The sequence below is a fragment of the Halobacillus sp. K22 genome (genome assembly GCF_052246795.1).
GTDB lineage: Bacteria > Bacillota > Bacilli > Bacillales > Halobacillaceae > Halobacillus.
The window spans coordinates 109561-122580 of record NZ_JBQQCN010000008.1 but is presented as its reverse complement, the minus strand read 5'-3'; the positions used below and the strand labels follow the sequence as shown (position 1 = coordinate 122580).

Below are 13020 nucleotides of genomic sequence, written 5' to 3'. Positions count from 1 at the left end.
GATGGAAGCCCTAGGATGTTCTCCCCGCCGTCTGCTTTTAGACCATTATTGTATAAAAAGTCATCTTTAATAAGGATAGGGGTCTGGGATTTACACCGATTATCACCCCTATTTTCCTTATCAAGTTAAGAAAAGTTTTGAATGCTTGAAACTTTACATAAAGATAAAGCTATAAATGCATTATTATCCCTTAATTTTACGATCCCCTCACCGGTTTCTAAGATTAGAGTATTCGTTAAATTATTAAATGCTTGGCCCAGAGCATCTACATCTGCGGTAGTGATTCCGTCAAAAAATTCCCGTAACGGTCTCTCACAGCAATTGCATTCTCCCTCGCTTGAAAGGGGAGGCGGTAATAAGAGCACGTTTTGCACTTGAGCGTTCTGAACACCAACGACCAGGCAAACCGGAAGAGCAATCGTATTCGCACCTTGACGGATAGTCACAATATAATCATTAACGTCTAAAATGGTAGCACTTGGATAGGTGCCTGAACTCGTATCAGTCGTACCTATACGCACCGCCTGACCTACAAGCTGCTCCAACACATATTGCATAGGATCGGTGCAGCAGTCACAAAAACTGGAACCGCTTTGACCTGGACAGCAGCCACAATCTCCTGAATCACACACTCCCAATCCCCCTTATCAATCATTTGAATATTTACATATAACGGTGCTCCTCAAAAGCTGGTTATACTCCTGGCGGTTCTAGAACATCATAATGAAGATCGATACAGTATTTTCCGCGACATATGGCCTGTGTGTTCTGTTCGGAACGACAAAAAATATCCACGCTTACTGCGTCTAATACTGTAATTGACCGCGTGTTCTGACGCGGCACCTGAATAGTTTCCGTTTGCCCGAAACGCTTGGTAACGCGGACTTCTAATGAACTGTCACACCCCTGGTCGTAATAAACACTTACGGTCGCTGCTGACTGAGCCCCTGCATTAAAAAATGCTGGGTCCAATCGCCAGACTCTTATAATATCCAAATTCGTAGTATTACAAGGAATCGCAAAATTTCCACAAAAATTGTCGGTTACGATATCACCAATTACGGTTTGATCCGGACAACAAGCACTACAATTTCCCATTTCTTCTATTCACCTCTATTTTTATTGCTATTCTATTAGATGCTGAATACATAAAATTTGCGTGGACTAATATAGGAATAAAATAAGAATAATTGTCCATTCTTTAGCAAGCTGATTCGACGAACACGAGAACCGTACAAATAAGTGAAAGTTCTGTCGGTATTCATAGAGGAAAAATAAAAAGCATGAAACCAGACATTGACGTCTGATTTCACGCTTATTTTTCATAAAGTATGTTCTCAGTTTCTTTAAATCCCAGGCGGTTCTAGTACATCATAATGAAGATCAATACAATATTTTCCTCGACAGAGCGTAGTGTCCGGCCCTTCTGAAGTACAGAAAATATCGACAGCTACTATATCCAATATGGTTATCGAACGTGTGTTTTGACGAGGCACCAACATATCAACAGTACTTCCATCTCTTTTTGTCGCTGTCATCGTTATTAAATTGTCACAGCCCACATCATAATAAACACTAACTGTGGCTGCTGTTTGAGCCCCAGCATCAAAGAAATCATCCTCTATGCTCCAAATCCTGTTTATATCGGTATTCTCTTCGTTGCATGAAATAGCAAAGTTACCGCAAAAGTTATCCGTAACGATATCACCAATAACCGTTTGGTCTGGACAACAAGCACTACAATTCGCCATAAATTCCTGCCCCTCTTCATAACGTAATAGTATAGTAAATGTAAAAAAAATATTTATGTATAGGGGTTTTTACTAATTACAAAAAATTTTAAAGATAAAGATGAAAAGAGAAATCCACAAGGGTCGGAAAGGAGGAAGAGAATGAATTATGAATCAAAGCCAAATCCCCATTAATCGTAATGTTAAGGTATTAATTTAATTAGACTCTAAAGTTGTGGAAGTATGAATCATAAAGGAACTTTATATAATGGATGGTTCTGTATTTAACATCGTTAGAAAATGGGAGGCATGGGGAGAGGTCCTCGTTTTCTTGGTTTAGCACAGGGTTTAGCATGTCTTGAGATAATTCCTTTAAAGACTACAATTATTCAGCAACCTCTTTTAAAGTGGCAAGAGCTGGTGTTGCCATAATTGTAAGCCAGATGACACGTAGAGCGCCTCAGTAGATATCCAGATCCATAGATGTTACATTGAATGAATCTTCTAAAAAAGGAGATAATCCGTTAGTAAAGAGGTGTTCCCATGATCGAGTGGATTTTATCCAAGATTACTAAAAAGAATAACCCTATCCCAAATAGAACAACGATTCATGCTTTACCTCCAAAGAGTGACAAAAATAAAACGGAGCAAGAAGAAGGTTATGTGAAGGACTGCGATTTAGGCTGGTGCTAGGCACATAATATATAACAGAAAGCCAATCTGCCCTCTTGGGCGGATTGGCTTTTTTATGTTCGTAAACATAAGGACATTATAGCCATATTCCATTCAGGAAAAATGGAAGGATCGTGTTTTATAGCAGCTTAGGGCTCAGCGTAACCTGCTAGAGTGACGTTAAAGTTGGAAGGTGAATACATTCTCAGTCGCCGGGTAATTTTTTCAGCGTATCGATGTCCCTCTCTTCTTTCCAAATTAAGAACAGTTGGTGGAATCAAGTGTCTAATTTTCGGCATTGCTGGTTTTTTCGTAACTTGTATCTTCACAAACTCATACAATAATCTATACGTCATGAAGACTTTAACGGGCGTGGCCTACTATTATGATTTTTTGAAGTGAGCTGCTTACAAAGAAGTAGTTTGATTTCTTATAGAAAGGAGTAGGGAAAGTTGTGAATGCGGATTTATGTGAATTACTAGCAAATGATGGGTTTTTGTGTTGTTATTTAACCGATGCAGCAGGCAGTCCTGTTGATAAAATTAGTTGCGGAGAACAAGGGAATCGGGAAGACATTTCTGTTCAATTGCCTGATGGAGAACACACTCTTCAAAAGGTAACGATACGTAACCAAGGATATGTTTTTGTTACCCTTACAACATCCACTACTGTACAAGGTCAAATGATTTCAGATTCAGTAGAAGTTCTCGTGGAGTGTGATAGCCCATGTCCTTAATTATTAATGTCCCAGCACTAATCACTTGTAATTCAGTCATCACAGGGAATGTTACATGTGGAGGCAACCCTGTTGAGGGAGCGGAAATATTCTTTAGTGATTTCCCTGAGGATGTAGTATTTTATGACCCGAATCCAGCCATTTCAGATGCTAATGGAGACTTTTCTACAACCGTAACGGTTTTTCCAGGAACTCCGTTAGTATCTATTGATGTAAGTGCTACCACAGAAGTTGGAGGGGACATTCTTGTAACCAATGTAGGTACACAGGCGGAGTGTCCAGCTGTTGAATGTCCGTGTAAGTTCAGGATCGGCGTTCAAGGAAACCGAGCGCATGCAAATGTTGATATAACAAATCAAGGAGTAGCGTCGACCTTGAGCGGCAGGATTAATGTGACAGCGGTCCAATGCTTCACAGCCAGTACTAACTGTAATCCAGCAGTCGATAACTTTAATGTGACGTTTCGATCTGGGGGAACGACCATTAATTTTATTCAAGGACGAAGAATTGAAATCGATTGTATTGACGATATGTTCGCCAGGGTGCGAGGAACGGCTTTAGGAACGGGTAACTTATTTCAAGGTTTGTTTGAAGTATTGATTGAGGTGTCCATTGGCCCAGGTAATATAGGTACATGGACGGTGTCGGCAAATGACAACATGGGGCACACGTTCTTTACAACATTCACCGCTCCGATGAGTCCGATTACTTCGATCGGGGAATGCGGCGTACAGTTTTAATAAACGAAAAGCAGTTATTAACTACTAGATAGAGCCGTTTAGCAAAGCTTCTTTGTGTATCAACGAAGCTTTGTTCTTTTTTGTCATTTTATAGTTCTTTGCATGGCAGTGTTTTTCGTAACTTGTATCAACCAAACTCATACAATATTATAACCTTTGCTTCAGAGATCTTGGAGGGGTTTGACCTACTTTTAGAATTGATCTAAGCAGGCACGACAAGCAAAGAATTAAGTTGGATTTTATTGGAAAGGGGTAAGAGGAATTGTGAATCCGGATTTATGTGAATTACTAGCGAATGATGGGTTTTTACGTTGTTATTTAACCGATGCAGCAGGCAGTCCTGTTGATGAAATTAGTTGCGAAGAAGAAGGGAACCGGGAAGATATTTCTGTTCAATTGTCTGATGGAGAACAAGTCACTCTTCAAAAGGTAACGATACGGAAACAAGGATATGTTGTCGTTGAAGTGGAGGATGAAGATACCTTGTGTGTGTCTGAACCCATCCCGTTTTGCTTTTTTGAATATGTAATACTTTGCGCACCTGTAGGTACAGAAGTAGTTTGCAGCGTGACGGAGTTCGATTGTCAAGCATGTGTGAATTGTCTTGACGGAACTTTTGAATCTTTGGATATTAATTTTTTGATCTGCCAAAGCATTCAAATTGTCGCAGAGGTGGTAGTGGAACAGGAGGTTGGTTTTTGTGTACCCAGGGAGGTAATCGTGCCTGATCGTTGTTCTTTTACGATACCAAATCAGTGTCCAGTTATTTTCCCTAATCAAATGACAGACTTAGAGGCTCCATCAAACGAAAGCTTGGAAAAGGAATCTAGAATATCAACGACTTCACCAGCTCCAGCGCAGCTGCAAGAGGTTGCTTGTCTATCGGTGACAAGAGTATATGATTGGATCGTTCAGCAAAGCGATTTTAAAAGAACCATTCCTGCTGGAGACGTAGAATTTAACTGTTCTCCGTGTGACATCCATCTGTTTGTTCCGGCAGATATTCTTTGTGATCGATTCCTTAGTGGTAAGGTGATCTGTGGTGATATCGACCCAATAGAAGGAGCAGCAGTTACCTTCCGTGCTGAAGGGGCAATGGTAGAATTTACGCCGGATCCTGTTTTCTCAGATGAGTTCGGTAATTTTGAAGTAGAAGCTATTGTCCCAGCCGTAACAGAACCAACAGATGTCGTGATTACAGCTGAAACTATGGTAGATGGCCAAATGGTTTCTACCTCTTTGCCAACCATTATTCAATGTTTGGCTGATCCATGTATCATTGAGTTGTTCTCAGCAGAAGAAATTGATTGTGATGGTTTTGTGGATGGCAGGGTCCGTTGTGATGGAAGAGTTATCGAAGGAGCTGTCGTGATGTTAGACAGTAGCGATCCTGCGGTCACCTTTGAGCCAAATCCTGTCTTAACCGGTTCACATGGCAACTATTTCGCGGGTGTAACGGTGGCTGATGGAACACCTCCTACTCTTGTTACCATTACAGCCTCTACTACAGTAGAAGGTCAAATGATTCAAGCTTCAGTAGAAGTCCTCGTTGAGTGTGAAGACCCATGCCCTTAACTATTAATGTACCTGAACTGATCACTTGTGATGCAGTGATTACCGGGAATGTAAATTGTGGAGGAACTGATGTGCCGGGAGCGGAAATCTTCTTTGCTCATTTCCCTGACGGTGTCATATCTTATGACCCGAATCCAGCCATTTCAGATGTCAATGGAGACTTTTCTACAACCGTAACGGTTCTTCCAGGAACCCCACTTATATCTATTGATGTACATGCGACAACAGAAGTAGAAGGGGACATTCTTGAAGTTCACGTAGGATCACAAGCGGAATGTCCAATTGTAGAATGTCCTTGTAAATTCAGGATCGGTATTCGAGGAAACCGGGCCCATGCAAATGTTGATATTACGAATCAAGGAGTGGAATCGACTTTGCGAGGCAGGATTAATGTGACAGCGATCCAATGCTTCACTGCCAAACCTGGCTGTGATCCTGATGTCGACCACTTTAATGTATCATTTCGATCCGGCAAGACGATGATCAATTTTATTCAAGGTCGAAGAATAGAGATTGAGTGTATTGGCGATACCTTTGCCAGGGTGCGAGGAACGGCTTTAGGAACTGGTAACTTATTTCAAGGTTTGTTTGAAGTATTGATTGAGGTTTCCATTGGCCCAGGCAATATAGGAACGTGGACGGTGCTGGCAGATGACAACATGGGGCACACGTTCTTTACAACATTCACAGCAAGGATGAGTCAGATTACTTCGATTGGGGAATGTGGTTTACAGTTTTAATAAATAATTTGGCAATAATTAAATAAACAGGAAGAACACCTTATTCGCTTTGTGATAAAAACAGGCGGAGAAAAGATTTCTCAAGGAACAAGCGTGAAATCAATCAAATCTGATTTCACGCTTGTTTGTTTTTCGTCATGTAGCTTTTGACAGGTTTAGAGAATTAAAAACAACTCATTATGATACCAGTCTTTCCCCAGTACACACATAGATTTTTTGTAAGCATGCATATGCTATTATGCCTGGGGTATCTCCGATTACATAGCAGGAAGTAAGAAGCGGAGTAATGGGAAGGAGACATGAAAGGTAGCTGTCCTAATTGAGCCGCTTCTACCATATGAAATTAGTTCAGGAAAAATGTGGGTTTTTTAGGATTTTTCTTTCTTCACGAAAGGTTCCTAAAACTTATTCTCGTGTAATGCTTTTTGTTCGGATGTTTTAATAATATATAATTTTCTCTTGTTAATCACAAAATTAAGTGATACATTATTTGATACAGAAATAAATAGTAACCATTACTATTTAGCTCGAAATTTGATTTTCAGCTTTTTATTTAAGTACCAGATTCCGTGATTTCTGAGGTGAGCTCATGAGTGATTATTTAATAAAACTTCTTACAGAGAAGATCATAAATTCTTTTCCGGAAGAAGAAAAAGTGATCTATAACTATGTGATTCAAATGGAAGATCAAATTGCTGAAGAAGTGGCTACTCCGGCTGAGTTTATGAACAGGCTCCACGTTGAGTCTCCTCATAAGCTTGCCGCTCAAGCCTTTGGTATGACGCTGTTTGAACTTTTGCAAACGCTGAAGCAGGTGGATGAGAAAATCGCTCATTAGCTTGAACAGATGCTGAAGGATGTTCAGTGGAAAGACTGTACGGAACTAATTAATAATAGGGGAGGTATGGATAAGAGATGGATAAGAGCAGGAAGCTGTTTTATGTTTCTATTCCACAAGACTTTAAAGCATGAGTAAGAAAGAACGAAAAAATTTTTTGTCGATTTTAAATAGTAATAATTACTATTTATGCAGGCGTGCTGGCGCCAGAATAGACAGGGCAAGTGAGTACAACGACCAGTGACGTTTGCGAAAGTAAAGGAAGCAATTTTTATTTATAAATTTTTATTTCAAAAGGAAAGGTGAATACCAATGGCTAAAAAATCTAAAGTAGCAAAAGAAAAGAAACGACAGGCAATGGTAGAGAAATACGCGGAACTTCGAAAGGAGCTAAAAGCGAAAGGAGATTATGAAGCCCTTAGAAAGCTTCCACGTGATTCATCTCCTACTCGTTTAACCGGAAGATGTGAAGTAACAGGAAGACCTCGCGGTTATATGCGGAAGTTCAAAATGTCCCGGATCGCCTTCAGAGACTACGCTCATAAAGGGCAGATTCCAGGAGTGAAAAAATCAAGCTGGTAAGGAAAAAAAGGGGATTTGCTTATGTACAAATGGGTGATTATTGGCGGAGGGATACAAGGGTGCTGTGTAGCGGCCCGTCTACTTGAAGAAAGGGTTGAAAAAGAGGATCTGTTAATTATCGATCCTCATCCTGAACCGATGTACTCTTGGCGTTCGTTGACCGAAAAAATCGGTATGCATTATTTAAGGTCTCCATCCGTGCATCACGTAGATGCGGATCCTTACAGCTTAAACAAATATGCGCAGTCAAATGATTATGCAGAGCCATTCAGAGGGAAGTATGCCCGCCCGCGTTTAGATATGTTTAACCAGCATAGCCTGGATGCTATAGATCATGCGGGGATCAAACAGTGCTGGAAGCAAGGAAAGGTAGAAGGGCTTTCATGGAATTCAGGCTCCTGGGAGGTGGCGGTTGCATCTTCCCACACAATTCAAGCGGAACAGGTGGTGCTTGCGATCGGTACAAACCACGTTCCCTACTATCCTGAATGGGCTCTGTCTTTGAAAGGCGAAAACGTGAACCTTGTCCATCACGTGTTTGAACTGGAAGAATCCCTGCCCGAAAATAAAGCGGCTATTATTGTGGGCGGGGGCATGACGGCCGCACATGCAGCTTATACATTATCAAAAAGAAACCCTGATCAGCCTGTACGTCTGGTGAAGCGGCATCCTTTCAGGGTGGAAGACTTCGACAGTGATCCAGGATGGCTGGGCCCAAAGTATTTAAGAGACTATGAAAAAATTAATTGCTATAAAGAGCGTCGCAGACAGATTCAAGAAGCTAGGAACCGTGGTTCGATTACGAGGGGTCTTCATGTGAAATTAAAGCGCCAAATGAAAGAAGGCAATCTGCTGATGTACACGGATGAAATCAAGACCGCTCATTATGTCGATGGAGCGGTTGAGCTAGGTATGCGGAAGAATGAAAATATCCGTGGCGATTGCCTATTGCTCGCAACAGGTGCAAATGCTGACTGTCCCGGGAAATCATGGCTGCAGCCTGTGATTGACCAGTTGGACCTCCCTTGTGCCCCTTGCGGTTTCCCGATTGTGCAGCCTTCATTGGAATGGAAACAGGGTTTATTTGCTGCCGGGGCTCTTGCAGAACTAGAAATCGGTCCTGTTGCAAGAAACATTGCAGGAGCTAGAAAAGCAGCGGAGCGCATTGTTCAATCCTCTTAGGAGGGATCAATTTGGCCAATCGGTACTCTGGGAAGAAGCTGTAAGGAAAAAGTAAAAAAGTCACAGCGGTTACAGACTGTGACTTTTTTTATAGATCTACCCGGCAAATTCTAAGTCTTCATATACATAAGGTTCATCGGGGACATCGATCGGCTTTATTTCAAGGGGTTCAATTAAAGGAAGTTCCCAGCCGTTGTATTCAGCTTTTTGTAAAGTACCTTTAATTTCTACCCACGTGTCATTCTTAAACTGCTCCAGATTTTCACCCTGGACAAGAATTCCGTACACGCCACCATCGGCAACACAGCAGCTGATGCCGAATCGTCCAACAATGAATTGATTGGAAGGAGAAGAATCCTCACGAAATACGAATCCATGAGTAATAATTTCTTTACCCACATAGCCGTCCATATTGTCTTCCATTAATGTGATGGCACCAATATAGTTCGTATTATTCAGGTGGATCTGATCCGTCTGCTGTAATTCATTGTAGAGGTCAGGGTATCTTTTTTGAGGAGTCAGGATCGCTGAATCATCTATACCTTCTTCAGAAATTGAATCCTCTGCTGAAGAATCATTAGAAGTTCCTGTCGTGTCTGGTGCCGTGGAGTCTGAACGTATCTCATACTTGAAACCTTTATTAGAAGCGGCTGAGCTTCCAATAATGTGGTCGGAAAACATAAAGCCTGACAGGATAGGCACAATGAACAAAAGGTAGACCAGGAATGATCGGAGTTTAGAGGTGGAATAGTCATGACTGTGGTCACATCCGCAATGGATGTCTTCGTGTTGAGAGCTGCTTTTAAAATATTGAACGACAGCAAGTATGCCAAGAACAATCAGAGTAAAGTAGATGTAAGGCATCATCCGCGGGGCAATAAATTTCTGAATATCACCGGAGAGGATCAGCTTAGTAACGAAGAGGAAAAATCCAAAAAGAATAACGCTTCTCAGAAACTGGTGAGCCTGGCGATTCATAGGGGGAGCCTCCTTTTAAAGATAGAATACGTCAAACAGGATCGTTATCGTATAAACCACGATCGTTACAATTAGAATGAAAGCTAGCACAAATCGTTTTCTGAAATAAGCCATCATTAGAATGGTATTTTTTAAGTCCGTCATAGGCCCATAGACGAGAAAGGCCAGGATGGAACTTGAAGAAAATAGCCCTTTAAAAGAAGAAGCTACAAACGCGTCGGCTTCTGAGCATAGAGATAAAATGTAGGCAAGCCCCATCATAACGGCAGGTCCCGCTAGAACGCCGCTTCCAATCTCCAATAACGTTTCCCTGGCAACATACGTCTGTACCACGCTTGCAACCAAAGCTCCTAAGATAAGAAATTTCCCCATATCAAAAAATTCATCACTCGCGTGCTGAAACGTCTGCGCGATTTTATTTCCTCGCTGGTGCTCGTGATCATGACTCTTTGTGATCCCAAGCGTGGTTCTTTGATTTAACTGCCAGCTGTTACCGAAATAGGAATAAATCAACCCGCCAATAATCAGGGAGACCAGAAAAGCCAGTCCCATTCTCGCCCATGCAATTGTAAGATCGGTCTGAAAAGCGTAGAAGGTGGATAAAAATACGATTGGGTTCAGCACAGGTGCCGAAACAAGGATGACCATTCCAACATGAAGCGGCATTCCTTTCTGAATAAGACGTCTCACAATGGGCACGATAGCGCATTCGCAGACAGGGAATATCGCTCCTATAGTCACTGCTGGAAAAAGCGCTAAATAAGGGTTCTTAGGGATGAATTTTTTCAGTGTTTCTTCTTTTAAAAACGTCTGAATAATGGATGAAATAAACACACCAAGAAGGACAAAAGGAATGGCTTCTAACACAATACTGAGGAACATGGTGTTTAAGTCCAAAATGGATGGAGGAATCGCCAGAAAATTGTCAAATGGAAAGTTGTCTCCGAACACAAATAAAGCGAAAAAGATGACCATCAAGAGACAGCTGAATTTGATGGGGGATGAATATGCTTGTTTCACTTAAGAACCTCCTATTAGATAGAGATAATTACCAACTCACCTGATCCATATCAATCTATTAATTTACTTTATGCTAGATTCTTTAATTAATTCGTTAATACGTAATGATTACATTTTAAAAAGGGGTAAGATGTGAACCTCCAGGCTAATTAAGACGCGTGGAGGGTAGGAATTCACATTTAATTTACGCTTTATTAACGAGATGGTTAGTTGTAACAAGCTTTAAGTGAGTAGGATAGGTGAAACTATGTAATTGCAGACTAAAAAGTAATGATTACTATTTACAAATCGTAATCATTACGATAGAATAACCATGTAATTAAAGAAGGGGGAATTTATAATGAAACATATCTTACGTACATCCATGCTCGTTATACTTATATTGATGCTTGCTGCGTGTGCAAATGATGAGTCGACCAGCAATGAAGAAGGCAACAAAGACGAAGGTGCAGACGAGGAACTAAAGATTTTTACAACTGTTTATCCGCTGCAATTCTTTGCCAAGCAAATTGCAGGAGAACAAGCCTCAGTAGAATCTATACTCCCGCCTGGATCGGACCCGCATACATATGAACCCACAACTAAAGAGATGGTTGAAATTGCGGAGGCGGATGCATTTATTTATAACGGCGCAGGGTTAGAACCTTATGCCAAACAAATCTCGGATTCTATTAAATCTGAAGATATAAAAATTCTGGAAGCTGCGAAGGGAATCGACTTAGAAGAACACGTCCACAACCATGAAGAAGAAGGCGATCATGAGGGTGAAGCTCATGAAAAAGAGGGCAGCCATGAAGGTGAGCATTCTAATGAGGGAGAAGAAGGAAGTCATGAAGAAGAGCATGCGCATGAAGGTGAAGAAGGCAGCGACGAAGGTGACCATGCTCACGAAGGAGAGGAAAGCGAAGAAGATTCTCATGAGGGACATAACCATGGGGATCAAGATCCGCACGTCTGGCTCGATCCGATTCGCTCTATTCAATTAGCTGAACACATTAAGGAAACGCTTGTGGAGCTCAATCCTGAGCAAGAGGAAGCCTTTACTAAAAACTTTGAAGAACTCAAAGGGGAGCTTGAAAGCTTAGATCAGGAGTTTCATAACCAGCTAGAAGAATTACCTCAAAATAAAATTATTGTTTCGCATGCCGCTTATGGATATTGGGAGCAGGCTTACGGAATTGAACAAATTGCCGTATCTGGTCTTAGCCCTACGAACGAGCCGTCACAAAAAGAGTTGGAAAACATTATCGAGAAGGCTGAGAAGCATAACTTGAATCATGTATTTTTCGAACAAAACGTAACGCCTAAAGTCGCCGAAGTGGTCAGGGAAGAAATTGGAGCTGAAACATTGCGCCTTCACAACGTATCTGTATTAACAGAGGAAGACATTAAAAATGAAGAGACTTACGTAACTCTTATGAAGCACAACTTAGAACAATTAACCAAAGCTTTATCTAATTCCTCATCAGACGATTCTTCTGAAGGCGAAGAGCAGAGCGAGAGTGAACATGAACACGACCATGATCATAGTCATGGAGATGATGAAGAAGCTAAGAAAATCTATGATGGTTATTTTGAAGACAGTCAAGTAGAGGACCGTCCATTATCTGATTGGGAAGGAGACTGGCAGTCCGTTTATCCTTACCATCAGGATGGAACACTCGATGAAGTGTATGATCATAAAGCGGAAGATTCCGAGGACATGACAGCGGAAGAATATAAAGAATACTACGAGAAAGGCTACAAAACGGATGTAGACCGAATTGTCATTGATGGCGCTAACGTTACCTTTTATAAGGATGGTGATGAAAAATCCGGTGAATACACGTCTGATGGGTATGAAATTTTGACTTATGAAGCAGGAAATAGAGGGGTAAGGTACATCTTTAAGCTTAAAGAAGAGAAGGAAGGACTTCCTCAGTATATTCAATTTAGTGACCATAGTATCGATCCGACAGATGCTGATCACTATCACCTTTATTGGGGCAATGACCGCGAAGATTTATTAGATGAAGTGACGAACTGGCCTACCTACTATCCGTCTGATATGAGTGGCGAGGAAATTGTTCATGCCATGATGCAGCATTAATCTAGATAGCTGAAGACCAGCGACATGGTCTTCAGCTTCTTTTAGTTGGTTGGCTGGACTGCGCATAGGCCGCCTTTATGGTAAAATCATTCTTTAAGGGTACCATAGGCGTGTTTCGGTAAACCGCTTAGGTACAGC

General features: G+C 41.3%; 14 protein-coding genes. 9 read left to right on the top strand and 5 right to left on the bottom strand.

From position 1 onward, the window contains the following. Nucleotides 1-125 precede the first annotated feature (125 nt). The 3 genes from ACTWPM_RS08280 to ACTWPM_RS08270 all read right to left on the bottom strand — a co-directional run bounded on the left by ACTWPM_RS08280 (nucleotide 126) and on the right by ACTWPM_RS08270 (nucleotide 1751). Nucleotides 126-632, bottom strand: a complete 507-nt coding sequence (locus ACTWPM_RS08280; protein ID WP_443132588.1) for a hypothetical protein — start codon at nucleotides 630-632, stop codon at nucleotides 126-128. 61 nt (nucleotides 633-693) lie between these two features. Beyond that, nucleotides 694-1098 (bottom strand): S-Ena type endospore appendage, encoded by a 405-nt coding sequence (locus ACTWPM_RS08275; protein ID WP_443132587.1) that lies wholly within the window; start codon nucleotides 1096-1098, stop codon nucleotides 694-696. 248 nt (nucleotides 1099-1346) lie between these two features. Further along, a complete protein-coding gene (locus ACTWPM_RS08270) occupies nucleotides 1347-1751 on the bottom strand; it encodes an S-Ena type endospore appendage (RefSeq protein ID WP_443132586.1) in 405 nt (134 codons plus the stop codon). A gap of 522 nt (nucleotides 1752-2273) precedes the next feature. Between ACTWPM_RS08270 and ACTWPM_RS08265 the strand changes: the two genes are divergently transcribed. The 8 genes from ACTWPM_RS08265 to ACTWPM_RS08230 all read left to right on the top strand — a co-directional run bounded on the left by ACTWPM_RS08265 (nucleotide 2274) and on the right by ACTWPM_RS08230 (nucleotide 8795). After that, the gene (locus ACTWPM_RS08265; protein ID WP_443132585.1) at nucleotides 2274-2423 is read left to right on the top strand and encodes a hypothetical protein; all 150 of its coding nucleotides are present in this window, start codon (nucleotides 2274-2276) and stop codon (nucleotides 2421-2423) included. 433 nt (nucleotides 2424-2856) lie between these two features. Then, nucleotides 2857-3138, top strand: coding sequence for a hypothetical protein (locus ACTWPM_RS08260; RefSeq protein WP_443132584.1), 282 nt, complete (start codon nucleotides 2857-2859; stop codon nucleotides 3136-3138). Continuing rightward, nucleotides 3129-3878: a hypothetical protein gene (locus ACTWPM_RS08255; RefSeq protein WP_443132583.1), complete on the top strand. Its 750-nt coding sequence runs from the start codon at nucleotides 3129-3131 to the stop codon at nucleotides 3876-3878. Before ACTWPM_RS08260 ends, ACTWPM_RS08255 begins: the two co-directional genes overlap by 10 nt. Before the next feature lie 264 nt (nucleotides 3879-4142). Beyond that, a complete protein-coding gene (locus ACTWPM_RS08250) occupies nucleotides 4143-5453 on the top strand; it encodes a hypothetical protein (RefSeq protein ID WP_443132582.1) in 1311 nt (436 codons plus the stop codon). Then, nucleotides 5444-6193, top strand: a complete 750-nt coding sequence (locus ACTWPM_RS08245) for a hypothetical protein (RefSeq protein ID WP_443132581.1) — start codon at nucleotides 5444-5446, stop codon at nucleotides 6191-6193. Before ACTWPM_RS08250 ends, ACTWPM_RS08245 begins: the two co-directional genes overlap by 10 nt. A gap of 589 nt (nucleotides 6194-6782) precedes the next feature. Beyond that, the gene (locus ACTWPM_RS08240; RefSeq protein ID WP_443132580.1) at nucleotides 6783-7031 is read left to right on the top strand and encodes a hypothetical protein; all 249 of its coding nucleotides are present in this window, start codon (nucleotides 6783-6785) and stop codon (nucleotides 7029-7031) included. A 312-nt stretch (nucleotides 7032-7343) separates the two neighbouring features. Further along, nucleotides 7344-7613, top strand: coding sequence for a 30S ribosomal protein S14 (gene rpsN, locus ACTWPM_RS08235; RefSeq protein ID WP_443132579.1), 270 nt, complete (start codon nucleotides 7344-7346; stop codon nucleotides 7611-7613). 21 nt (nucleotides 7614-7634) lie between these two features. Continuing rightward, nucleotides 7635-8795, top strand: coding sequence for an FAD/NAD(P)-binding protein (locus ACTWPM_RS08230; RefSeq protein ID WP_443132578.1), 1161 nt, complete (start codon nucleotides 7635-7637; stop codon nucleotides 8793-8795). A 96-nt stretch (nucleotides 8796-8891) separates the two neighbouring features. Here the strand turns inward: ACTWPM_RS08230 and ACTWPM_RS08225 are convergent, their stop codons facing one another. Continuing rightward, nucleotides 8892-9773, bottom strand: coding sequence for a TIGR03943 family putative permease subunit (locus tag ACTWPM_RS08225; protein WP_443132577.1), 882 nt, complete (start codon nucleotides 9771-9773; stop codon nucleotides 8892-8894). A gap of 15 nt (nucleotides 9774-9788) precedes the next feature. Next, a complete protein-coding gene (locus tag ACTWPM_RS08220; RefSeq protein ID WP_443132607.1) occupies nucleotides 9789-10748 on the bottom strand; it encodes a permease in 960 nt (319 codons plus the stop codon). Between the two features lie 385 nt (nucleotides 10749-11133). On the opposite strand from ACTWPM_RS08220, the gene ACTWPM_RS08215 reads away from it, so the two are divergent. Beyond that, entirely contained in the window at nucleotides 11134-12882 is a 1749-nt protein-coding gene (locus tag ACTWPM_RS08215; RefSeq protein WP_443132576.1) for a metal ABC transporter solute-binding protein, Zn/Mn family, read from the top strand. Nucleotides 12883-13020: the final 138 nt, after the last annotated feature.

What these genes read in the sequence shown, in the direction of transcription:
- ACTWPM_RS08275 (WP_443132587.1), bottom strand. Translation starts at nt 1,098, where the DNA reads ATGGGAAATTGTAGTGCTTGTTGTCCGGATCAAACCGTAATTGGTGAT.
- ACTWPM_RS08270 (WP_443132586.1), bottom strand. Translation starts at nt 1,751, where the DNA reads ATGGCGAATTGTAGTGCTTGTTGTCCAGACCAAACGGTTATTGGTGAT.
- ACTWPM_RS08265 (WP_443132585.1), top strand. Translation starts at nt 2,274, where the DNA reads ATGATCGAGTGGATTTTATCCAAGATTACTAAAAAGAATAACCCTATC.
- ACTWPM_RS08255 (WP_443132583.1), top strand. Translation starts at nt 3,129, where the DNA reads ATGTCCTTAATTATTAATGTCCCAGCACTAATCACTTGTAATTCAGTC.
- ACTWPM_RS08245 (WP_443132581.1), top strand. Translation starts at nt 5,444, where the DNA reads ATGCCCTTAACTATTAATGTACCTGAACTGATCACTTGTGATGCAGTG.
- ACTWPM_RS08240 (WP_443132580.1), top strand. Translation starts at nt 6,783, where the DNA reads ATGAGTGATTATTTAATAAAACTTCTTACAGAGAAGATCATAAATTCT.
- rpsN (WP_443132579.1), top strand. Translation starts at nt 7,344, where the DNA reads ATGGCTAAAAAATCTAAAGTAGCAAAAGAAAAGAAACGACAGGCAATG.
- ACTWPM_RS08230 (WP_443132578.1), top strand. Translation starts at nt 7,635, where the DNA reads ATGTACAAATGGGTGATTATTGGCGGAGGGATACAAGGGTGCTGTGTA.
- ACTWPM_RS08225 (WP_443132577.1), bottom strand. Translation starts at nt 9,773, where the DNA reads ATGAATCGCCAGGCTCACCAGTTTCTGAGAAGCGTTATTCTTTTTGGA.
- ACTWPM_RS08220 (WP_443132607.1), bottom strand. Translation starts at nt 10,748, where the DNA reads ATGGTCATCTTTTTCGCTTTATTTGTGTTCGGAGACAACTTTCCATTT.
- ACTWPM_RS08215 (WP_443132576.1), top strand. Translation starts at nt 11,134, where the DNA reads ATGAAACATATCTTACGTACATCCATGCTCGTTATACTTATATTGATG.